This is a genomic window from Streptomyces sp. NPDC047706 (assembly GCF_043204795.1).
In the GTDB taxonomy this organism is placed as follows: domain Bacteria; phylum Actinomycetota; class Actinomycetes; order Streptomycetales; family Streptomycetaceae; genus Streptomyces.
The window spans coordinates 52,186-74,117 of record NZ_JBIDCW010000022.1 but is presented as its reverse complement, the minus strand read 5'-3'; the positions used below and the strand labels follow the sequence as shown (position 1 = coordinate 74,117).

The 21,932-nt window shown below is 73.7% G+C and carries 15 protein-coding genes; 7 read left to right on the top strand and 8 right to left on the bottom strand.

Annotation, left to right across the window (positions count from 1 at the left end; translation table 11 throughout):
* Positions 1–156: 156 nt before the first annotated feature.
* Complete coding sequence (gene pabB / locus ACGF8A_RS24755; protein ID WP_393111696.1) at positions 157–2,361, bottom strand: aminodeoxychorismate synthase component I; 2,205 nt, start codon at positions 2,359–2,361, stop codon at positions 157–159.
* Positions 2,362–2,434: 73 nt separating this feature from the next.
* Entirely contained in the window at positions 2,435–3,205 is a 771-nt protein-coding gene (locus tag ACGF8A_RS24750) for a methyltransferase domain-containing protein (RefSeq protein ID WP_393111693.1), read from the bottom strand.
* A 227-nt stretch (positions 3,206–3,432) separates the two neighbouring features.
* On the opposite strand from ACGF8A_RS24750, the gene ACGF8A_RS24745 reads away from it, so the two are divergent.
* Both ACGF8A_RS24745 and ACGF8A_RS24740 read left to right on the top strand, forming a co-directional pair.
* Complete coding sequence (locus ACGF8A_RS24745; protein ID WP_393111690.1) at positions 3,433–5,391, top strand: helix-turn-helix domain-containing protein; 1,959 nt, start codon at positions 3,433–3,435, stop codon at positions 5,389–5,391.
* A gap of 250 nt (positions 5,392–5,641) precedes the next feature.
* Positions 5,642–7,219: an FAD-binding protein gene (locus ACGF8A_RS24740; RefSeq protein WP_393111687.1), complete on the top strand. Its 1,578-nt coding sequence runs from the start codon at positions 5,642–5,644 to the stop codon at positions 7,217–7,219.
* A gap of 76 nt (positions 7,220–7,295) precedes the next feature.
* Here the strand turns inward: ACGF8A_RS24740 and ACGF8A_RS24735 are convergent, their stop codons facing one another.
* Positions 7,296–8,444 (bottom strand): IS701 family transposase, encoded by a 1,149-nt coding sequence (locus tag ACGF8A_RS24735; protein WP_393111684.1) that lies wholly within the window; start codon positions 8,442–8,444, stop codon positions 7,296–7,298.
* A gap of 492 nt (positions 8,445–8,936) precedes the next feature.
* On the opposite strand from ACGF8A_RS24735, the gene ACGF8A_RS24730 reads away from it, so the two are divergent.
* Complete coding sequence (locus ACGF8A_RS24730; RefSeq protein WP_393111682.1) at positions 8,937–9,695, top strand: SGNH/GDSL hydrolase family protein; 759 nt, start codon at positions 8,937–8,939, stop codon at positions 9,693–9,695.
* A 308-nt stretch (positions 9,696–10,003) separates the two neighbouring features.
* On the opposite strand, the gene ACGF8A_RS24725 is transcribed toward ACGF8A_RS24730, so the two are convergent.
* Together ACGF8A_RS24725 and ACGF8A_RS24720 are read right to left on the bottom strand one after the other, a co-directional pair.
* Positions 10,004–10,948, bottom strand: a complete 945-nt coding sequence (locus ACGF8A_RS24725; RefSeq protein WP_393111680.1) for an NAD-dependent epimerase/dehydratase family protein — start codon at positions 10,946–10,948, stop codon at positions 10,004–10,006.
* 60 nt (positions 10,949–11,008) lie between these two features.
* Positions 11,009–11,872 carry an arylamine N-acetyltransferase gene (locus ACGF8A_RS24720; protein ID WP_393111678.1) on the bottom strand — a complete coding sequence of 288 codons (864 nt, stop codon included), beginning with the start codon at positions 11,870–11,872 and terminating at the stop codon, positions 11,009–11,011.
* A 431-nt stretch (positions 11,873–12,303) separates the two neighbouring features.
* Here ACGF8A_RS24720 and ACGF8A_RS24715 point away from each other — a divergent pair, with 431 nt between their 5' ends.
* The 4 genes from ACGF8A_RS24715 (at position 12,304) to ACGF8A_RS24700 (ending at position 17,116) form a co-directional block, all read left to right on the top strand.
* Positions 12,304–13,122, top strand: coding sequence for an isocitrate lyase/phosphoenolpyruvate mutase family protein (locus ACGF8A_RS24715; protein WP_393111675.1), 819 nt, complete (start codon positions 12,304–12,306; stop codon positions 13,120–13,122).
* Between the two features lie 629 nt (positions 13,123–13,751).
* Entirely contained in the window at positions 13,752–15,047 is a 1,296-nt protein-coding gene (locus ACGF8A_RS24710) for a 3-hydroxybenzoate 6-monooxygenase (protein ID WP_393111672.1), read from the top strand.
* 68 nt (positions 15,048–15,115) lie between these two features.
* Positions 15,116–16,285 carry a 3-deoxy-7-phosphoheptulonate synthase gene (locus tag ACGF8A_RS24705; RefSeq protein ID WP_393111670.1) on the top strand — a complete coding sequence of 390 codons (1,170 nt, stop codon included), beginning with the start codon at positions 15,116–15,118 and terminating at the stop codon, positions 16,283–16,285.
* Positions 16,286–16,345: 60 nt separating this feature from the next.
* A complete protein-coding gene (locus ACGF8A_RS24700) occupies positions 16,346–17,116 on the top strand; it encodes a 2,3-dihydro-2,3-dihydroxybenzoate dehydrogenase (RefSeq protein WP_393111668.1) in 771 nt (256 codons plus the stop codon).
* A gap of 139 nt (positions 17,117–17,255) precedes the next feature.
* Here ACGF8A_RS24700 and ACGF8A_RS24695 read toward each other — a convergent pair whose 3' ends face one another.
* From ACGF8A_RS24695 to ACGF8A_RS24685, 3 genes are read right to left on the bottom strand one after another with little or no spacing between them, the layout of a single operon-like run.
* Complete coding sequence (locus ACGF8A_RS24695) at positions 17,256–18,464, bottom strand: NAD(P)/FAD-dependent oxidoreductase (protein WP_393111666.1); 1,209 nt, start codon at positions 18,462–18,464, stop codon at positions 17,256–17,258.
* Positions 18,461–19,855, bottom strand: a complete 1,395-nt coding sequence (locus ACGF8A_RS24690) for an FAD-dependent oxidoreductase (RefSeq protein WP_393111664.1) — start codon at positions 19,853–19,855, stop codon at positions 18,461–18,463. The genes ACGF8A_RS24695 and ACGF8A_RS24690 overlap by 4 nt, the downstream gene beginning before the upstream one ends.
* Positions 19,852–21,927 carry a molybdopterin oxidoreductase family protein gene (locus ACGF8A_RS24685; RefSeq protein WP_393111662.1) on the bottom strand — a complete coding sequence of 692 codons (2,076 nt, stop codon included), beginning with the start codon at positions 21,925–21,927 and terminating at the stop codon, positions 19,852–19,854. Before ACGF8A_RS24685 ends, ACGF8A_RS24690 begins: the two co-directional genes overlap by 4 nt.
* Positions 21,928–21,932: the final 5 nt, after the last annotated feature.

Sequence of the window (21,932 nt, the reverse complement as noted above, 5' to 3'; positions counted from 1 at the left end):
CCCGCAGAAGCCTGCCTTCGCCCCCAGGCCGTCGTCGCGGGACTCGCGCCGAGACGGAACGAGGGGCCGTGCCGCCGGTTCCACCAGCGGCGGCACGGCCGGGTTCCCCTGTCGACCGGCCGCGTTCCCCTGCCCTCGGGCGCGGTGCGGCCGCTGTCATCCGGCGCGGTGCGGCCGCGCCGCGACCGCGCCCTCGGGTTGCCGTATCCGGGCGGGCGGCCGAGGCGCCTCGGCCCCGGCGGCCGCCCCCCGGGCCGGAAGCGGCGTCCGGTGCCGGGGGAACGTGCCGCCCGTCAGGGCGAGCAACGGCCTGGACTTGACCACCGTCTCCTCGAACTCTGCCTCCGGCGAGGACAGGGCGATCACGGCGCCTCCCACGCCGTAGCGCAGCCGGCCCGGGGTGAGCACCGCCGTGCGGATCACCACGCTGAGGTCGGCCGCGCCCGACAGCGAGAAGTAGCCGATCGCCCCCGAGTACACGCCCCGCGGCCCGGCCTCCAGCTCGTCGATGATCTCCATGGTCCGGATCTTCGGCGCGCCCGTCATGGAGCCAGGCGGAAACGCCGCCCGCACACAGTCCACGGGGGAGCGGTCCTCGCGCAGCCGTGCGCGGACCGTGCTCACCAGCTGATGGACGGTCCTGTAGGTCTCGACCTGGAAGATGTCCTTGGCCTCCACGGACCCGATCTCCGCGCACCGGCCGAGGTCGTTGCGGACCAGGTCCACGATCATCAGGTTCTCCGCGCGGTCCTTCTCGTCCGTCAGCAGCTCCATCACCAGTTCGGCGTCCTGCTTCCGCGTGGCCCCGCGCGGCCTGGTTCCCTTGATCGGCTTCGACTCCACCTGACGGTCAGCGCCGACCCGCACGAACCGTTCGGGGGAGGTGCTGAGCACCGACAGTTCCCCGAAGGCCAGCAGCGCGCCGAACGGCGCGGGGCTGACCCGGCGCAGCAGCCGGTAGCTCGACCACGGATCGAAGACGCCCTCCGCCTCGGCCATGTTGGTCAGGCACACCTCGTAGCTCTCACCCGCGGCGATCTCCTCCAGGGCGGCGTCGATCATGCGGAGGTACTCCTCCTGGCCGTGCCGGAGCGTCACCCCGGCACCGGGGCCGGTCACGGGCGGGTCGGCCTGCGGGCGGCCGGACAGCCGGTCCAGGGTGCGCGCCGTGTCCTCGATCCAGCGGCGCGCGGCGTCGGGGCGGCCCTCCTCCGCCAGCGCGAGCAGGTAGGTGGTCCGGGTGGCGTGGTCGAACACCACGCCGCGGTCGGCGAAGACCATGACGGCGTCCGGCTCCTCCGACCGGTGCACCGCGCTGCCGCCGCACTCGGCCTTGAGTTCGTAGCCGAGGTAGCCGACCCACCCGAGGGCGAAGTCGAAGGGCAGCTCGGGCATCGTCGTGCGGAGGGCGGCGAGATCGCGGTCCAGCCACGTCAGGAAGTCACCGGAGATCACCTCGCTGCCCCCCGCGGAGCGCACCGCGGTGGTGTTCGTCCACACGTCGGCCTCGGCGATCCGGGCCAGCGGCCCGGACGCGTCCCCCATGAAGGAGAAGCGGCCGAGCGGGCCGCCGGAGATCTGGCCCGTGCTGCTGTCCAGCCAGAAGGCGTGCTCGCGCGCGCCGAACAGCTCGGCGAAGGCCGCCTCGTCGGACCACCGGGTGTCCAGCCGCTCCACCAGCAGGCGCAGTTCACGCACCGCCGCCCGTTCGCGGGGCGGGGTGACCACCGGCCGCGCCGGCGTCCCCGCCTGGGCTTGCTGCGCACGCGCGGGCTGGTCCTCGTGCCACCGGCGGGCCAGCTCGACGAAGTTGTGCAGCAGCGTCCTGCCATGGCGGGTGAGGATCGACTCGGGGTGGAACTGCACGCCCCACATCGGCCGGCCGCGATGCCGCAGGGCCATCAGGACACCGTCCGGTGTCCACGCGGTGCCCTCCAGGCTCGGGGGCAGGTCGGTCACGGCCAGTGAGTGGTAGCGCACCACCTCGAACGGCGAGGGGATACCGGCGAAGAGTTCGTCGCCGTGGTGCAGCACCGGCGACAGGCGGCCGTGGCGGGGCTCGGGCGCCCGCACGACGCCGGCGCCGTGCGCCAGGGCCACCCCCTGGTGCCCCAGGCAGATGCCGAGCAGCGGCAGCTCGCATCGCTCCACCAGTTCACGGCAGATCCCGAAGTCGGCGGCGCGTTCAGGAGTGCCCGGACCGGGCGACAGCACGACGGCGTCGACCTCCGCCAGGCGCCCGATGTGCCACTGCGGGTCGTCGTTGGGTACGACGACCGGCTCCTGGCCCGTGATGCGGGCGAGGTAGTGGACGAGATTGTGGGTGAACGAGTCATAGTTGTCGACGAGCAGGATGCGCATGGTGTGTCCGTCTTCCACGTGAGGTCGGCATGGGCGGGGGTGCGTAGGTCCCTGCGGACGGAGCCCGCCGGGCTCAGCCGGACGTTCGGGCCGGCGGCGCGGACCCGGGGCGCGGACCGGCACCGGCCTTCTCGCCCACCCGGGTCGCCGACACCTTGATCAGCACGTGCTCGACCAGGTCGCGGCCCTCCCGGATGCGCATGCTGCGCAGCACCTGCAGCTCGCGCCCGGACGCCTCGGCGAGGTCGTACAGCAGCGCCAGGTCGCCGCGGTCGCTGAAGTGCAGCAGGGCCGAGCCGCCCGCGGTCGTCCACAGCGGCGCCTCGCGCAGGTATCGGTGGTGGGCGGCGTACCCCGGGTCGACGTAGGCGCGCTCGTGCACCGACTCGTAGCGGTAGTCGGCCGGGGCCAGGACGAAGTTGGAGTGCCAGTACACGGTGTCGAAGCGCTGATCCGGGTCGATCGCGTCGAACAGGTCGCTGTGCAGGGCGGACACGCGGTCGGCGACGCCGTGCCGGCGCGCGTTGAGCGCCGCGTTGTCCACCGCGTGCGGGTTGATGTCCGTGGCCAGCACCCGGTCGCAGCCCGCCAGGGCAGCGCTCACCGCGATGATGCCGGTGCCGCAGCCGATCTCCAGGAACGAGCCGTGCCGCGGGTCCTGGGTGCCCGCCATGAGACCGAGCAGTTCCATGGCGGCGTCCGTGGACGCCGAGTACGGCGGAGCGAACACGTCCGGCAGCAGCCTCCACTCACGGCCCCGCATGGTGAAACGATCCGGCCGCCCGCTGTCGGTACGGGCCATGCGGCTGCGCTCCAGCGAACGTACGTGGCTTCGGATCTGCAAGGTCAGCCCCCTCCCTGTGGCGGAGAGACCACTCTCCGCGTCGGCGGCTCGAGCCTCCGGCAGAGCGGCACCCGGCAGGAAGGTGGTCCCGAAACACCGCGAGGGCGCCGAAGTGGTGCTCCCAACACCAGGGCACTTCAACGCTCCTGTTCAGCGTTGACGTGTAAAAGTTGCGGGAACTATTTTCTGCCGCGCCGTAGTGTCGGCTTGAGAAACGGGGGAAACACATGTCTGGCTCTCACGCGCCCGAAGACGACGACGGCGTGCTCGCGGTCCTCGCTCTGCTCGCGGAGGAAGCGCCGCCGAGCCGCTTCGAGGCGCTGTTGCAGCGTGCGCGTCGTGACCCCGCGGACCCCGCGGAACTCGCCCGTGTCGAAAGGGCCGTGCAGCTCGCACGCGACGTCCACGCCTCCCTGGACCGCCGCCAGCAGCGCGAGGCCGGGTTCGCCGCGCTCGTCGACACCGCGCGTGACCTCACGTTCCCCTACGACCTGGACACCCTCCTGAGCGTGATCACACGACGGGTCAGGCTGCTGCTCCACTTCGACATGACGTACGTCGCCCTGGGGGACGGGGAGAACGACATGGTGATCCACACCTCGGAGGGTTCCACCACGGCGCTCAACACCGGACTCCGGGTCAAGGGCGGCAGCGGTCTGGGCCATCAGGCGCTGGTCTCCGGGGCCCCGCTGTGGACGGCCGACTATCTCAACGACGACTCCATCACGCACGCCGACAGCATCGACGCGGTGGTCGAGGCGGAGGGGCTGCACGCGCTCATGGCCGTTCCGCTGCGCTGCGGCGACACCGCCGTGGGTGTGCTGTACGGCGCCGACCGCAAGGTGCGCCACTACACGCCCGACGAGATCGGCCTCATCTGCTCCCTCGCCGACCTCGCGGCCGTGGCCATCGAGAAGACCGGACTGCTGCAGCAGGCCCGCACACACGTGGCGGAGCTCGAACTCGACGGGTTCCGGACCCGCTCCAGCCTCGCCCGCCTGGAGCAGCTCGGTGAGGCATGCAGCCGGATCATGAGCCTGCTCGTCGCGGGCGCGGACCTGACCAGTGTCGCCAAGGCCGCCGGCGACGCCCTGGACGGCACCCTGCAGATGCGTGACCCGGCGGGCCGGATACTGGCCGCGGGCGGAGAGATACCCGACCTGGACGAGGAAGCGGTGGCCCGTGCCGTCCTGGCGGCGCACGCGCAGCGCGGTCCCGTCGAGGCCGACGCCCGGACCTGGGTCACCCCCGTCATCGCGGGTACGGAGGACCTCGGCGTCCTGGTGCTGCGGCCGGTGGCCCAGCTGGTGGGGCAGGACAGCTGGCTGCTGCAGATCACCGCGCAGGCCTTCGCGGTGCACCTGCTGATGCAGCGCAGCGCGGCTGTCGCCGAGGGGCCGGTGCGCGACGAACTCCTCGACGAACTGCTGGCCGCGCCGGCCTCCACGCACCCTCCGCACCAGACGGCCCAGCGGGCCCGCAGACTCGACATCGACCTGGACCAGCAGCACGTCGTCGTCGTCGCCCGGCCCGAGGGCGGAGAGCAGGGCCGGGCCGTGGTGTGGGCCTCCTCCTACGCGTACCGGATGTCCGGTCTGAAGACCGTGCAGAGCGGCTGCATCGTGCTGCTGCTGCCCGCAACGGACGCCTCCGCCGCGGCCCGTGCCGTCGCCGACGAGCTCTCCCCGCTGCTCGGGCACCCGGTGTCCGTGGGCGCGGCCGGGCCCGACTGGGGCGCCGCCTCGATCACCCGGATGTACCGGGAGGCCATGCGCTGCCTCGACGCGCTGACCGCACTCGGCGGCGCGGGTTGCGCGGCCTCCGCCCAGGACCTCGGTTTCCTGGGCCTGCTGCTGTCGGACGACTACGACGTGGACGGCTTCGTCAACTCGGCCATCGGCCCCGTCCTGGACTACGACGCGGACCGCCTCACCGAACTCACCCGCACGCTGGAGGCCTACTTCGCCTCGGGCAGCAGTCCCACCAACGCCGCCGAGGCGCTGCACGTGCACCCCAACACCGTCTCGCGCCGCCTGGAGCGCATCACCGAACTCCTCGGCGCCGACTGGCAGAAGCCGGGCCAGGCCCTGGAGGTGCAGCTGGCGTTGCGGCTGCTGCGGGCACAGGGGGTGCTGCGCGACCGGCGCGGGCAGGGTGGGTCCCGGCACACGGACGAGGGGCAGTGATCCGCCGGGGGCCGGCGGACGAGGGGCGGTGACCCGAGGGGGCCGGGCGCCGGGGGCGTCCGGTGGCCCGGGCGACCTGAATGCATCCCTCGGCGGCGCGTTCCCGACGCCTGACGGCAGCGGGATCGGTGTACCTGACAAATGCTTTCGGAGAGTTCCGGGGCGTCCGGCGAACGGCGCGGAGGCTGGGGGTTCAGCAAGCGGACGAGCTCGCCCGGAGAGCGGCTCACGACACGGGAGCGTGACCCACGTGAACTCCAACTTATCCAGCGCACGGCCGGCTTCCGGCGTCCCCGAGGGCGCGGCGCCCGGCCGTCACGCCGGCGCCATCCCCACCGTGACGCCCGGTGACGCGCGCTACCCGGACATGATCAGGGGCCACGGCAACAACCGGCACGTGGCCTCCCCGGAGGCGATCCGGCTTCCGTCCACCACCGCCCAGGTCGTCGAGATCGTCAAGACGGCGGTCCGCGACGACAAGCGCATCGCGCTCCGCAGCGGCGGCCACTGCTTCGAGAACCTCGTCTTCAACGACGAGACCGAGATCGTCGTCGACCTGCGGCTGATGGACCACGTCGGCTTCGACGAGGAACGCGGCGCCTTCGCCGTGGAACCCGGCGCCACCCTCCTCAAGATCTACGAGACGCTGCACATCGGCTGGGGGGTCACGCTTCCCGGCGGCGGCTGCTACGCCACGGGTGCCGGCGGCCACTTCTCCGGCGGCGGATACGGCATCCTCTCCCGCCGGGACGGCATCCTCAGCGACCACCTCTACGCCGTCGAGGTCGTCACCGTGGACGCAGCGGGCGAGGTGCGCGCCGTCGTCGCCACCCGCGACCCGGAAGACCCGCACCACGACCTGGCCTGGGCCGTCGCAGGTGGCGGCGGGGGGAACTTCGGTGTCGTCACCCGCTTCTGGATGCGCAGCCGCGGAGCGGAGGGCAGCCCGGGCGACCTGCTGCCGAAGGCGCCGTCCACCGTCTTCTCCGTCTTCGCGGCGTGGTCGTGGGAGCACATCACCGAGGAGGCGTTCGCGAACTTCATGGCCGTGTACGCCGACTGGTCCAAGGCGCACGGCGGCCTCGACTCGCCCTACCTCGGCCTCGGCCACTGGATCTTCCTGCAGCACGCCGACTCGGGCACGTTCAACGTGGTCGCGCAGATCGACTCGACCCTGCCGGACGCCCGCGAACTGGTCGACGGCTTCATCGCGTTCGTGGCCGACGCGCTGGGCGTCGCGCCACGGACCAACGACATCACGGAGCGGCCGTTCTTGAAGGCCACCGCGCAGACCATGACCGCCGGTGAGACGATCACCAGCCCCAGCCTGCGCACGTCCCACAAGTCGACGTACATGAAGGACGCCTTCCCGGAGCATCAGGTGGCGACCATCTACCGGTACCTGACGAAGACCGACAACCCGAACCCGTACAGCTTCCTGGTCATCAACTCCGTACGGGGGCGGATCACGGCGCTGGACGACGCGGCCACCGCGGCCACCCACCGTGACGCCCTGTGGCTCGTGTACTTCGAGTCCTACTGGCACAAGGCCGAGGACGACGAGCGGAACGTCGCCTGGCTGCGGTCCCTCTACCAGGACCTGTACGCCGACACCGGCGGCGTCCCGGTGCCGAACGGCGTCACCGACGGCTGCTACGTCAACTATCCGGACAACGACCTCAGCGACCCCACGTTCAACAGGTCCGGTACGTCCTGCCACGAGCTGTACCACAAGGACAACTACCCACGGCTCCGGCAGGTGAAGGCCAAGTGGGACCCGCGGAACTTCTTCCGTCACCCGCAGTCGATCGAGCCGCCGGGCAACTGACCCCGACGGACACCCGGGGAGGGGCACCGCCCGGGTGCCCCCGCCCCGTCGCCGTCCCGGGGCGCCCCTCCTTTCGTCAGGCGGCGTACTCCAGCCCGAGGCTGTCGGTGGCCAGCACGGCCGCCGCGTGGGCCGCCGAGGCGAGCGTGATGTGGCGATGCCAGCCCCGGAACGACCGCCCCACGAAGTCACGCAGCCCGACCTCCTCACCGGTCTCGGCGAAGTCCCGGGCGACTCGGCGGGTCAGCTTCGTCAGCCGGAGCAACGGTGCGACCGGCGCGCTCATCAGATCGGTCAACCACAGTTCGGACAGCGGACGCTGCGGGTCACGCCACTCGCCGAGGAGCAGCATCGGACGCTGCCGCCCCGCCTGCGGGTCCAGCAGCGACACCCGGACCACCGAGGCGAGGGAGGTGCGCGAGGCGTGCTGCTGGACCGGGTCGATCCAGTGCACCGGGCGGCGCAGCCCCTTCGTCGACTCCAGGATGTGCTGCGCGGGCAGCGGCCCCGCACCGAACCCGGGCAGGGCCTGGTCGGCCACCGTGAGGCGGCACGACGCGGCGATCCGGCCGACGACGGGCAGCCGCGCCCGCGCCAGCCGTGCCAGGGTGGGACGGACGGCGCTGCCCCGCAGGTCGAGCAGGACCGGCCGGCGTGTGACGTTCCAGTTCCGCGCGGTGTCGAGGGCCACTGCGACAGCGCACTCCTCGGGGCTCTCGCACCCCGCGCCCCGCGGCACCTCCGCCCGCTCGCGCCGCTCGTGGTCGTTGACCCACTGATCGGGCAGCAGCAGACGCCAGTTGACCGGGACGCTCAGCTCCTCCGAGGCGAACCACAGGCCGGACGCCTGCTGGCCGCGGAACATCTGGCCCAGCTGGGGGGCGAACAACCGGTCCACACCGACCGAGTGCTCCCCGGCCTTCGGAATGTGCAGCGAGCCCACCACCCACGCCCGCGGCGCCCCGCCCCGCTCCAGATACGCCGCGAGCTCGGCCCGTATCGGACGCCAGTCCCACGTGGAGCTGGAGATGAAGTGGTGCAGGCTCTGCTCGGCGGCCGCCGAGCCGACGTGTGCGGCGATGTTGCGGATGGACTTGCGGCCCTTGGCGAACAGCAGACCGCGCAGGTACTGCTCGGCCTTCAGCCGCTGGTCCTTCCTGCGGAACGTGGAGAACAGCGTCGCGCTGATCTCGGTGACGACGTCGTCCCAGATCGCGCTGTCCACACGCTCCTGGACCAGCCGGCGCCGCAAGCCCGGTTCGGCACATGTCTCCCGCCTGAGATCAGACGCATTCACAAAGCTCTCCCCCATCCGATCGGACCGCCCTTCGGCTGGCATCCACCGTCGGGGTCCGGCCGGGTCACGAACGAGGTGCGCCCGTCACCTCGTTGAGCGACGCTCCAGTGCCCGGGCCACCAGAGGACGCCCGGCGCCGCGCCGCCGCAGGCCGAGGCATGCCGCGGCGCCGGGCGCGGGTGTGGCCGGACCACCTTCACGGTGGAACGGGGAGCGAAGAGGCTTCACGGGATCGCTTAGGTGACAGACTCCGACCAGGCCTCCTTCCGCTCATCGGCAGGTGGCCGGACCATCGCTTGACCACAGACGCGGAGCGCGGGCCGCGGGCCGCCGCCGGAGCCCTCCAGCGGTCCCCGTGCCCACCCTGGCCGCCGCGGCGGCTGAGCAGCCCCCAGGGCTCGAGAGGTGAGAAGTCTCGACGTGACCAGACCATCCACAAGGGCACACGGGCGCCGTATCGAGTCGTACGCGGCCCTGGGCGACGCCCTGGACGAAGGCCGTGAGGCCTCCGTGACCGACGGCGCGTCCACCGACTGGGCGGACCGGCTCGCCGTGCTGCTCGCCGAGGAGCGGCCCGAGGGCGTGCTGCACTACCTCAAGCCGGCGCGTGGGCGGTTCCTGGACCAGACCGGCGCACAACAGCTCGCCGTCGTCAGGGAGTCCGCCCCCGACCTGGTCAGCCTCTGCGCGGGCAACGCCGACCTGATCCTCCCCGGGAGCGACCCCGACGCCCTCGCGCAGCGCACGGAGGAGGCGGTCGGCGAACTGTGCGCCCACGCGGGCACGGTGCTGCTGTTCACCGGGTTCGACTCACACGCGATTCCCGGGCTGCGGCATCTGCGCGGCAAGGCCGCCATGTACACCGCGCACGTACGGGCCATCGCCGACCGGCACGGCTGCCCGGTGGTCGACCTGTGGTCGCTGCGCGCGCTGCAGGACCGCCGGGCCTGGGACGGGGGCGGGATGCGTCTGTCACAGGCGGGACACCGCCAGGTCGCCGCGCAGGCGGCCCGGGTGCTCGGCCTGCGGTGCACCACCTCCGAGGGCCGGCTCGTGGGAGGCCCCGGGGCCTCCCCGAGCAGGCTGCGCCGGCAGGGCGTCGGGTGGCTGCGCGAGTACTACGCACCGTGGCTCGCCCGCCCGGCGCAGAACGGCGCCGAGGGCGGGCACGAGGCGTGAGCGGCACGTGGGGCGCCGTCCGAAGGGGCCGCCGTCCTGCTCGGTCCCGTACGGAACGCACCATCCGCAACTCGGCCCGACCCTCGACCGTGCCCGCCGGAGCCCGCGTCCCTCCGGCGGGCACGGCCGGAGGGATCACCGGTCCACCGTTCACCGGGGCCCGCCGCACGCCGGCGAGTCGAACGGCGCCCTTCTCTCGTCGAAGTCGCCCGCGGACGAAGCCGTCGCGTCCCGGGCACATGGGTCGGCGGCCGGGCGACCGTCCGGTCGCCCGGCCGCTGTTCACCGCGCCGGCATGCTGCGGGGCGTCACGCGTCGGCCGTCGCCCCCAGCTCCGCCGCGAAGCCCTCGCGCCACGAGGGGTGGCGCGGCTCCCAGGCCAGGACGCGTTTGGCGCGGGCGTTGCCGGCCCCGCGCAGGCCGGTCAGATAGAGCACACCCCAGCCGCCGACGGCCAGTCTGGCCAGGAAGGCCGGAGCCGACTTGGGCCTGGGCGCGCCCAGGATCCGGGCGAGTTCCGGGAGCCACACATGCACCGGCGCCGGGTCGTCGTCGACGACGTTGAGCACCGTGGCGTCGGTGGCGACGGTCAGCGCGGCGACGATCGCGGAGGCCGCGTCGGCGGTGTGGGTGAAGGAGAACACCGAGTGCCCGCCACTGACCACCGGCACCTTCCCGGCCCGCACCTGCGCCACGAACGGTCCGTCGTCGGCGAAGCCGGTGCCCGGACCGTAGAGGTGCCCGAAGCGCAGCACGAGACCACCGGCCGCCGACGTGATGCGTTCCAGGTCCCGGACCGCCTCCAGCACCGGCCGGTACGCCTTGGGCGGGTTGCTCAGGAAGGGCGCGTCCTCGTCGGCGGGGCCCCGGCCCGGTTCGTTGACGAACGCGATGCTCTGGACGATGAGGCGCTTGACGCCGGCCTCGGCGGCGGCGTCCACGAGATTGCGGGTTCCCTCGGTGCGCAGCCGGTTGGTCGGCGCGAACTCCTGGTCCACCCGCTTGGGGTCGGGGTTCGCCGGGATCGCGGTGAGCAGGTGCACCACCGCGTCCGGTGCCGCCTGCCGCGTCGTGGCCATGACCCAGTCGCGGTCCAGGGCGTCGCCGTAGACCATGCGCACCCCGGAGCTCTCGAGGTCGGCGGCCCGGCCCCTGGTCCGGGCCAGGCCCACCACCTCGTGGCCCGCGGCGAGCAACTGGCTCGCGAGCTGCCGTCCGATCGCTCCGGTGACGCCGGCTATCAGAATCCTCATGCCACTTCCTCTTGTCGCTGGGCGGGGTCGCTGCTGAGCGTGTCGCTGCCGGCCGGACGGCTACTGGGCGGAGCGGTTGCGGGACAGATGCGCGGTCACCTTGGCCGCCTGGTCGTCGGGGACGGTCAGCCCGAGCACGTCACGCAGGGCCGGTACCACCTCCTCGGCCGCAAGGAGCCTGCGCTCGCCGGTGAAGTCCGGGTACCGCGTCTCCAGGACCCGGTCGCGCAGCACGTGACGGACGTCGGGGCCGACCCGCATGGCGACGATGTGGCCGCGGAACACCGAGCGCGGACTGGTCATCGAGAAGTGCGCGGCGACCTCGAGGTCGATCGGGTACTGGGCCTCGGTGGTGAAGGAGTACACGTCGAACCAGCCGTCCTCGTGCAGCGAGCGGAGCACCCACTCCGCTCCGTCGTCGTCGAGGCGCCAGTGCCAGCCGCCCACCGTCAGGGCGGCGCCGTTTTCGAACCGGATCGGCTCCAGGGGGCCCTCGTCGCCGAAGCCCACGTCGGCGAGCCACCGCTCGCCGCCGGCCTCGGCCACGAGCGTCGTGTGCGACCGGAAACGGATGTCGGTGGTGTTGCCGCGCCGTACGCGGGCCAGATGGCGTGTCACCCGGAAACCGAGCCGGGTCAGCACGGCGGCGAACAGCAGGTTGTGCTCGTAGCACGAGCCGCCCTCGCCACCGTCCACCAGCTTGTCCTGAAGGGACTTGATGTCGAGTGGCAGCCGGTCGCGCTCGATTCCGTCGGCGACGAATCCGATCGCCGCCAGATGGCCGCGGTGCACCGCCCGCAGGGTGTCCGCGGTCGCGGTGCGCGGCCCGTCGTGGCCGATGCGCCGCAGATATGCGTCCAGGTCCAGCTGGTCGCCGCCCCAGATCACGTCCTGGCCGGAGTTGTCCACGCTGGTGATAGTCAACGGCTTGCCCTCTCGAGAAGAAGGGCCCGGGGACGACAGGGGAGGCCCGGGCCTGGTGCGAGGTGACCCGCTGTCCCGGACGTCACGGAGCCGGGCCGGTGGGCTGCGTGCGTGGCCGGCCCCGAGCGACTCGTACCTCGCACGGTGCAGGAGTGTGGCAGCGCGCCCCGGCCGACGCTCCCCGCCCGTGCGAGTCTGTCAACTCGGCGCCAGGGCGGAGCAGCCGGTGCACGCCGTGCGGAGCGCGGTCCGCGCCGCCGTGCCCGCCGCGACCTGACGGACTGCGGCCCCGCCGGTGGTCCCGGGTGAGGCGTTCCGGTGGGCTGTCCCGTCGTGGGGGCCGGCCCGGCCGGCGCGGTCCTCGCCCGGGCACACCGCCGCGCGGACGTGCCGGCACGGACAGCAGCCGAGCACCGGATCGAGGAGACCCCATGGCAACGGTTGACGTGGCAGTGCTCGCCGCCAAGGCGGAAAGGCTGCGCGCGCTGCACGGCGACCGGCCGTTCGTCCTGCCCAACGCGTGGGACGCGGCCAGCGCCCAGGTACTGGTCAAGGCGGGCTTCCCCGCGCTCGCCACGGGCAGCAAGGCAGTCGCCGAGAGCCTCGGGTTCACCGACCACCAAGGTGCCCCGGCCGAGCAGATGCTGGCGGCGGCCGCACGGATCACGCGCGCCGTCGACGTCCCCGTGACCGTGGACGTGGAGGCGGGATACGGCCTCTCGGGCAAGGAGGTGGTGGCCCGGCTGCTCGCGGCCGGAGCGGCGGGCTGCAACATCGAGGACACCGCCCACCCGGGGACGGACCTGGTCGGCATCGGCGCGCAGACCGCACTCCTGGCCGAGATACGGCAGGCCGCGGACGAGGCGGGGGTCGCGCTCTACGTCAATGCCCGGGTGGACGTCTGGGAGCCGGGCGCGTTCCCGCCGGACACGCCCTCGGGGGAGCTGGTGGAGGAGGCGGTGCGGCGTGGGCGCGCCTATCTGGAGGCCGGCGCCGACTCGGTGTTCCCCGTCTTCGCCGCCGAGGAGGAGACGATCGCCGCCCTAGTGGAGGGGATTCCCGGGCCGGTCAACATCATGTACCTGCCGCAGACGCCGTCCCTGCCCCGTCTGGGCGAACTGGGCGTGGCCCGCGTGACGTTCGGCCCCGGTCTGCACATGGCGACGCTGATGGTCCTCGAAGGCCTGGCGCAAAAGATCCGCAAGGGCGACGATCCGTACGCCGAATTCCTCGAGCGGCGCCCGGCCTGATCCGGCCAGTTCCCCGCCGGCCACGCAGGCCGGCGGTCCTGTACGCGGCGGCCCCCCCCCCTTGCGCCGCGTCCGTGCCCCCCGGCTACCCCCTGGCCGGGGGGCACGTCATGTGCCGTGAACGTGTCCCTGATGCCGCGCTCCGCCCTCGCCGTGGCGCCGTGCTGCCGTGTCGCCGTATCGGCATGTCGCTGTATCGCCCTGCGCCTTGCGGCCCTGCGCCCTGCGGCCCCGTGGATCGAGCCATCTCTTCCGTCCCGGCGAGCACCTGCGCGGGCCGCTCCGACATGACGAAGTGGCCGGACGAACGTTGCTGCGAATGTCTGAAATCCACAGCATGGAACCGTCCTCACCGACCGTCCCCGAGCCACCGCCCCACGCGTGTGTCTGTCCCGGGGACGACCCGAGCCACCGTCCGCCGCGCCGCACCGGACATGCGGCACCGCCTCGCGTGGGTCCGGGCAGGTGACGCACGCCCTGCCCGCGTCTGCCGCACAGGCACAGCCGGACCTTCGCCCCCCCCGGCGCGGACCGCGAGGTGGACCGGCAGCCGCCGGACGCACCACGAGTGACAGGGCGTCACAGCCGGAAGTGCCCATCCCGGACAGAGACCGAGGAGACGAAGAGCGATGTCGAAGATAGTCGTCGCCGGTGGCGGCATCGGCGGCCTGGCCGCGGCCATGAGCCTGGCCGGGCACGGCCACGAGGTCACCGTGCTCGAACGCAGGGACACCTTCGCGGAGTACGGCGCCGGGATCCAGCTGGCCCCGAACGCCTTCCGCGCCCTCGACCGGCTCGGTGTCGGTGAAGCGGTCCGCGACCGCGCCGTGTTCATCGACGCACTGCGCTTCATGGACGGCACGACCGGGCGGACGGTCGCCCGGATGCCGCTCACCGGTGCCTACCGGGAGCGGTTCGCCAACCCGTACGCCGTGGTGCACCGTGCCGACCTCTACCAGCCGTTGCTGGACGCCTGCCGCGCCTCGGACCGCATCGAGCTGCTGCCGGGCAAGGACGTTCGGGCGTACGAGTGGACGGGTGGCCGTGCCACCGCCGTCACCCGCGCCGGAGAGCGGTTCTCCGGGATCGCCCTGATCGGCGCGGACGGCATCCGCTCCCCGATCCGGGCGCAGCTGATCGGAGACGGGCCGCCCCGCGTGTCCGGCCACACCATCTACCGTTCCGTGATCCCGATGGAGTGGGTCCCGCGGGAGCTGCGCTGGAACACGGTGACCCTCTGGGCGGGCCCCGACTGGCACTTCGTGCACTACGCGATCGGCGGCGGCCGGTTCCTCAACCTGGCCGCCACGCGCGACGACGGCGCCCCCGAGGCCCTGGCCGCCGAGCCGGTCCGCAAGGAGCGGGTGCTCGGCCAGTTCCCGGACGTGTGCGGCACGGCCCGCGCCCTGCTGGAACTCGGGGAGCAGTGGCGCGCCTGGGTGCTGTGCGACCGTGACCCGGTCGCGGACTGGTGCACCGGCCGGGTCACCCTGCTCGGCGACGCCGCGCACCCGATGCTGCAGTACGCCGCCCAGGGTGCCTGCATGGCCCTGGAGGACGCCGTCGTCCTCGGCGAGACGACCGCCGGCATGACCTCCGACGACGTTCCCCTCCGGCTGGCCGAGTACAACGCCGCGCGGCGCGACCGTACGGCCAGGGCACAGATCGTCGCCAGGGAGATAGGCAGCCGGCTCTACCACCCGGCGGGCGAGGAGGCCACGGCACGCAACCTGATGCTCTCCTCCCTGTCCGAGGACGAGCTGTACGACAAGGTCGCCTGGCTGCACGGCGGCGTGTCCGGCCCGCCGTCCGAGGGCCTGCGCCGTCCGTCCGCGCGGTTCGGGCCGGGCGAGGTCCTCGTTCCCGCGTACACCTCCGCACCGCCGGCGCCAGGAGCGGCGGACGGCGCAGGCCTTTCCGTTTGAGCACCGACCACTTGCACGTTCCGTGAGACGTCCGGCCGTATCTGCCTCGCACCCTTCGGAGACTTTCAGTGGACAACACCCTGGACGGAATATGCCTCAGAAGCGCTCTGCAACAGCCGAAATGGGGTGACGGCGAGCAGACCGAGCTGGTCCGCAAGGAACTCTCCCTCAGAGCGCCGCTGGTGCGCGCGGACGACGTGCGCGCCCTGCGCGAACAGCTCGCCCTGGTGGCGGCGGGCGAGGCCCACGTCGTGCAGGCCGGCGACTGCTCGGAGGACCCCGGCGAAAGCACCCCCGAACACGTGCACCGCAAGGTCGCCGTACTGGACCTGCTCGCGGGGGCGCTGAAACTCGTCACGCGCCGGCCGGTCGTCCGCGTGGGCCGTATCGCGGGACAGTTCGCCAAGCCGCGCAGCAACGACACGGAGATCGTCGACGGCGTCGAACTGCCCGTCTACCGGGGGCACATGGTCAACTCGCCCGAACCCGACCCGGAGAGCCGCCGGCCCGACCCGCTGAGGCTGCTCACCGGCTACATGGCGGCCAGCGAGATCACCCGGAACCTCGGCTGGCACGGCGCGCGGCGCCCGCACGCGGAATCCACCGTGTGGACCAGCCACGAGGCGCTCCTCCTCGACTACGAGGTGCCCATGGTGCGTGAGGAGCCGTCCGGCGAACTGCTGCTCACCTCCACGCACCTCCCCTGGATCGGCGAGCGCACCCGCCGGCCCGACGGCGCCCACGTCGCGCTGCTCGCCAAGGTCAGCAACCCCCTCGCGTGCAAGGTCGGGCCCACGACGACCGAGGAGGAACTGCTCGCCCTGTGCAAGCGCCTCGACGCGGACCGCGTGCCCGGCCGGCTCACCCTCATCGCGCGGATGGGCGCGAAAACCGTCGCCGCACGGCTGCCGGCACTGGCGAGGGCGGTCCGCAAGGCCGGCCACCCGGTCGTCTGGCTCACCGACCCCATGCACGGCAACACGATCCGCACGCCGTCGGGGCACAAGACGCGTCTGGTGCCCGCCGTCGAGCGCGAGGTGCGTGCCTTCAGGTACGCCGTCGAATCGGCCGGTGGCGTCGCCGGCGGCCTGCACCTGGAGACCACCCCCGACGACGTCACCGAATGCGCGCGGCACGCCGCCGGGGTCGAACGGGTCGGGGACGTCTACACGAGCCACTGCGACCCGCGTCTCACCGCGGCCCAGGCGATATCCGTCGTGACGGCCTGGGCGGGCTGAGTGGCGGACGTCCCACCTCCCGGGTACGCCCGGGACCGAGCGACGACGGAGGTCGCAGCGATGCAAGGACAAGTGGCCCTGGTCACCGGCGCGGCCGGGGGAATCGGGGAGGCGGTCGTCAAGGAGCTGGCCGGCCGTGGCGCCGCCGTCGCCGCCCTCGACCGGGACGCGTGCCGGCTCCAGGAGACGGCCGGGAAGCTCGCCGCGGAGGGACTGGCGGTCACCGCGTTCCCCACCGACGTCACCGACGGCGAGCGGGTCGAGGAGACCGTCGTGCGGGTCGAGGAGCGGCTCGGCCCCGTCGACTTGCTCGTCAACGCGGCCGGTGTGCTGCGCCTCGGCGAGGTCGTCTCCTACCGCGACGAGGACTGGCGGACGACGTTCGACGTCAACGTCGGCGGTGTCTTCCACCTGTCGCGGGCCGTGGTCGGCCGCATGGTGCGGCGGTCCAGGGGTGCCGTCGTGACCGTGGCCTCCAACGCGGCGGTCACCCCGCGCGCCGGCATGGCCGCGTACGCCGCCTCCAAGGCGGCCGCCACGATGTTCACGAAGTCACTGGGCCTGGAGGTAGCCCGTTTCGGTGTGCGGTGCAACGTCGTCGCCCCGGGCTCCACCGACACCCCGATGCTGCGGTCGATGTGGGCCGACGAGTCGGGAGCGCGGCTGACGCTGGCCGGCGATCCGGAGAACTTCCGGGTGGGCATCCCCACGGGCCGCATCTCCCTGCCGACGGACATCGCCGCGGCCGTGGCCTTCCTGCTGTCCGAGGAGGCGGCGCAGATAACGCTGCACGTCCTGACGGTCGACGGCGGCGCCTCCCTGGGCGCCTGAGCCCCGGGCCACCGCGCCGCGCCGTGTGCCCCCGGTACGGCTGACCGCCTGCCGGGGGCACCCCCGTTGGTGGGCGGAACCGGGCCCGGCGGGCGAGAGGTTCCGTGTGCGGGGGTGGGGGGCGGGGCGGGGGCCGGGCTCAAGCGGCCGCGAGCAGCGCGTCCGGCGCCGCGGGGAGCCGTCGGCCGAGCAGCGCACGCAGCGTGCCGTAGGCCGTGGTGTCCCCGGCCAGGACGCCGCCGATGAGCGTGGTCGCCGAGCTGTCGAGGACCAGTTTGGCGTAGCGGTCGCCACCCCGGTCGCCGCGGATGAACTCGACGGCGCCCTCGGTCCGCGCGTGCGCGTCTCCGAAGCTCGCGACCTCGACGCCCAGCAGCTTGAGCTTCGTGGAGAGGTCGGCTCCGGCGAACGCGGCCTCGCGGTCACCGGTCAGCTGCCGGGCGACGGCCTCGGCCATCCGGTAGGCCGGTGCCACCAGGCCGTAGCTGCGGCCGTCCACGGCCGCGCACTCCCCGACGGCCCAGACGCGCTCGTCGGCCGTGCGGCAGCGGGCATCGACCCGGAAGCCGCCCCGCTCGGCGGTCCGCAGAGCGGCGCCGGCGGCGAGCTCGTCACGGGGGCGCACACCGGTGGAGAACACCACGAGGTCCGCGGCGACGACTTCACCGCCGGCGAGCGTCACCGACCGCACGGAGCCGTCCCCGCCCGCGTCGACCGACCGCAGCCCCGCACCGCAGTGCGGCCGCACCCCCAGCCGCGTCAGCAGACGCCCGAGCACGGCACCGCCGCCCTCGTCCAGTTGCAGCGGCATCAGCCAGGGCGCCGCCTCCACCACGTGCGTCCGCATCCCGAGCGCTTCGAGCGCGCCCGCGGCCTCCAGACCGAGCAGCCCGCCGCCGACGACGACGGCAGTCCGGCCCGGCCGGGCCGTGGCGCGGATCGCGGCGACGTCGTCCAGGGTGCGGTACACGTGGCAGCCGGGCAGGTCGTTACCTGGCACCGGGGGGACGAACGGCCGCGACCCGGTGGCCAGCACCAGGGCGTCGTACCCCACCGTCGTGCCGTCCGCGCACGTCACCGTGGCGGTGCCACGGTCGATGCGTACGGCGGGCGTGGACAGCCGCAGCTCCACGCGCTCGTCGTGCGCGAAGCCGGAGCCGGGAAGCGCGAGCCGGCCAGCCGGGGTGCCGCGCGCGTAGGCGGACAGGGCGATCCGGTCGTAGGCCGCCACCGGTTCCTCGGCCAGGACGACCACGCGCCAGGCGTCGTCCTGGTCACGGGCGCGCACCTCCCGCACCAGCCGGTGGCCCGCCATGCCGTGGCCGATCACGACCAGCACCCCGCTCATCCGGACTCCTCGCCCCGTGCACGGTCCGCACACCAGCTCCGCACGTCGTCGGCGCAGCCGCCGCAGCCGGTGGTCGCCCGGGTGGCGGCGGCCAGCTCGGGCACGGTGCGGGCACCCGCAGACCAGGCGGCGGTGAGGTCGGCGCCCGTGACGTTGTTGCAGTGGCACACGGGGGCTTCGCCCGGCAGCCGTGCGCCGGCGTAGTCGATCGGTGCGCCGAGCAGCAGCGCCAGCCGGTCGGAGGGGACCGGCTCGCCGCGTCGGTGGAGCCGAGTCACCGTGGCGACGGCGCGTCCGGGACCGAGCAGCACCGCGCCGCTGACGCGGCCGTCCCGCAGCGACAGCCGGGCGTAGCGGCCGCGGGCGGCGTCGCTGAGGACCACCGTCTCCTCGGCCCCGTCCGGTGTACCGAGCCGCATCAGGTCCACCTCGCGTGCCCTCAGGCGCAGTACGGCGCGGGTGCCCGTCCAGCGGGCGGGCGACCCGGACAGCAGTGCGGCCAGGACCTCGGCCTGCTCCCAGGCGGCGGTGTGCCCGAGGTGCGGCCCGGTGGCGCCGGCGGGCTGCGCGCAGTCGCCGAGCGCGTGGACCCGGGGGTCGGTGGTGCGCAGTTCGTCGTCGACGAGGACGCCGGTGCGCGCCGCGAGGCCCGCGGACCGCGCGAGCCCGGTGCGCGGCACGACTCCCGTGCACAGCAGTACGTCACCGGCGGCAACCCACCGGCCGTCGTCCAGCCGGAGCTTGCCGCTCCGGTACGCCTCGGCCGTCCGGCCCGTGCACAGGTCCACGTCCAGGGCGCGCAGCCGCGCGGACAGCAACCGGCCCGCGGGGGCTTCGAGATGCCGGTCCAGCGGATACGGCCCGCGGTGCACGAGCGTCACGTCCCGGCCGCGGCGGCGCAGGGCGAGCGCCGCCTCGACCGCCAGCGGACCCCCGCCCACGACCGCGACGGGATCCGGCCCGGTGAGCTGCTCGCACTGCGGCAGCGTCCGCAGCACCCGTACACCGGGAGCGAGTCGTCCGTCGGCACGGCGTGCCCAGGGCAGCGGCGGGACGAGGGGAGCGGCGCCGGTGGCCAGTACGAGCCGGTCGTAGGGATAGCAGTGCCCGTCACTGCCGTGCACCAGGCGCCGGCGCCGGTCGACGGCGGTGGCCGTGACTCCGGGCCGCAGGCGCGTGCCGTCCGGCGGGGCGGGCAGCCGCAGCGCGCCGGCGGGGAGCGAGCCGTCGAGCACCGAGGTCAGCAGCGGCCGGTGGTAGGCCGCCGACGCCTCGGCGCCCAGGACGGTGACCTCGCCCCGGTACCCGTGGTGGGCGAGCCGTTCCACCAGCCGGTGCGCGGCGGGCCCGTGTCCGACGACGACGATCCGCCCGGCTCCGGGCCCGCTCACGGGGCCGCCTCCAGCCGTACCGCGCACACCTTGAACTCCGGCATCCGGCTGCGCGGGTCGAGCGCCGCGTGCGTGAACAGGTTCGCGCGTCGCGCGCCCGGGAAGTGGAACGGCACGAACACCGTGTCCGTGCGCAGCGACGCCTCGTACCGCACCCGCGCGAGAGCGCTTCCGCGTGCCGACACCACGCGGGCCGGCTGCCCGTCGGCGAGCCCGGCACGGGCCGCGGTGTCCGGGTGCACCTCGACGAACGGCTCCGGCGCGGCCTCGGCCAGCCGGGCCACCCGCCGGGTCTGCGCACCCGACTGGTACTGGGCGAGCACCCGCCCGGTCGTCGCGTACAGCGGGAACGCGGGCCCCGGCAGCTCCGCCGGGTCCCGGTGCTCCACCGGGGCGAACCACGCCCGGCCATCGGGGTGCGCGAAGCGGTCGAGGAACATCCGCGGCGTGCCCGGACTGCCCTCGGGACAGGGCCAGTACAGTTCGGCACCGGCGTCGAGGGCGTCGTAGCCGATGCCCGAGTAGTCGGCGGGCCCACCCCGGGTCGCCTCGCGCAGCTCCTCGAACACCTCGCGCGGCGCCCGGGGGTACCGCTCGGCGGGCTCGCCCAGGCGGACCGCGAGTTCGTGCAGCACGTCGAGGTCACCGCGTACCCCGGGCGGCGGATCCAGCAGCTTGCGGCGGCGCAGCACGCGCCCCTCCAGGTTGGTGAGGGTTCCCTCCTCCTCGGCCCACTGCGTCACCGGCAGGACCACGTCGGCCATCCGGGCCGTCTCGGACGGCACGAAGTCGGCGACCACCAGCAGCTCCAGCCGGGCCAGGCGCTCGCCGACACGGCCCGCGTCGGGAGCGGACACCACCGGGTTGGATCCGACGACGAGCAGCGCGCGCGGGCCGTCGCCGTCGCCGATCGCGTCGAGCAGTTCGTACGCGCTGCGCCCCGGGCCCGGCAACCGGTCCGGCGGGACACCCCAGACCCGCGACACGTGTGCCCTGGCGGCCGGGTCGGTCAGGGAGCGGTAGCCGGGCAGCTGGTCGGCCTTCTGCCCCATCTCCCGGCCGCCCTGGCCGTTGCCCTGGCCGGTGAGCGTGCCGAAGCCGCTCCCGGCACGTCCCGGCAGCCCCAGGGCGAGCGACAGGTTGATGAACGCCGCCACCGTGTCGCTGCCCTTGCTGTGCTGTTCGGCGCCGCGCCCGGTGAGGACGTAGCGGCGTCCGGCGTCGGCGAGCAGCCGCACCGCGGCGCGCAGTTCGGACACCGCGACCCCGGTCACGGCCTCGACGCGCTCGGGCCACCAGGCCACCGCACGCGCCCACGCCGCCTCGAAGCCGGACGTGCGCCGACCGACGTAGTCCTTGTCGACGAGGCCGTCCGTGACGGCGATGTGCAGCAGCCCCAGGGCCAGGGCGAGATCCGTGCCGGGCGTCGGCTGGAGATGCAGGGCCGCGCGCCGCGCGGTGCGGGTGCGCCGCGGATCGGCGACGATCAGGGCCGCCCGGTCCAGGTGCCGCATCAACGGCGGCATGGTCTCGGCCGGGTTGGCGCCCGCGAGCAGCACGACGTCGGCGTCGCCGAGGTCCGTGACCGGGAAGGGCAGTCCACGGTCCACGCCGAAGGCCGCGGTCTGCGCCGCCGCCGCCGACGACATGCAGAAGCGGCCGTTGTAGTCGATCTGGCTGGTGCCCAGCGCCAGACGGGCGAACTTGCCCAGGGTGTAAGCCTTCTCGTTGGTCAGCCCGCCCCCGCCGAAGACCGCGAGAGCGTCGGGCCCGTGCCCGGCACGGATCTCGCGCAGCCGCCGCGCCACCAGGTCGAGGGCCTCGTCCCAGCCGGCCGGGGCGAGCCGCCCGTCGCCGTCGCGCACCAGCGGAGCGGTGAGCCGGTCCGGCACGCCGAGCACGTCGGGCGCGGTCCACCCCTTCTGGCACAGGCCACCCCGGTTCACGGGGAAGTCGGGGTCGGGACGCACCTCGACGGCGCCGCGGGCGCCGCTCAGCCTGGTCGCGCACTGCAGGGCGCAGTAGGGACAGTGCGTGGCGGTCGCGGGGGAGGCGTCGGGGGGCCGGGGCATCGTAC

Bases quoted from the DNA above. Each gene is read 5' to 3' on its own strand.
- ACGF8A_RS24685 (WP_393111662.1), bottom strand. From the start codon at position 21,927: ATGCCCCGGCCCCCCGACGCCTCCCCCGCGACCGCCACGCACTGTCCC.
- ACGF8A_RS24700 (WP_393111668.1), top strand. From the start codon at position 16,346: ATGCAAGGACAAGTGGCCCTGGTCACCGGCGCGGCCGGGGGAATCGGG.
- ACGF8A_RS24725 (WP_393111680.1), bottom strand. From the start codon at position 10,948: ATGAGGATTCTGATAGCCGGCGTCACCGGAGCGATCGGACGGCAGCTC.
- ACGF8A_RS24745 (WP_393111690.1), top strand. From the start codon at position 3,433: ATGTCTGGCTCTCACGCGCCCGAAGACGACGACGGCGTGCTCGCGGTC.
- ACGF8A_RS24695 (WP_393111666.1), bottom strand. From the start codon at position 18,464: ATGAGCGGGGTGCTGGTCGTGATCGGCCACGGCATGGCGGGCCACCGG.
- ACGF8A_RS24715 (WP_393111675.1), top strand. From the start codon at position 12,304: ATGGCAACGGTTGACGTGGCAGTGCTCGCCGCCAAGGCGGAAAGGCTG.
- pabB (WP_393111696.1), bottom strand. From the start codon at position 2,361: ATGCGCATCCTGCTCGTCGACAACTATGACTCGTTCACCCACAATCTC.
- ACGF8A_RS24710 (WP_393111672.1), top strand. From the start codon at position 13,752: ATGTCGAAGATAGTCGTCGCCGGTGGCGGCATCGGCGGCCTGGCCGCG.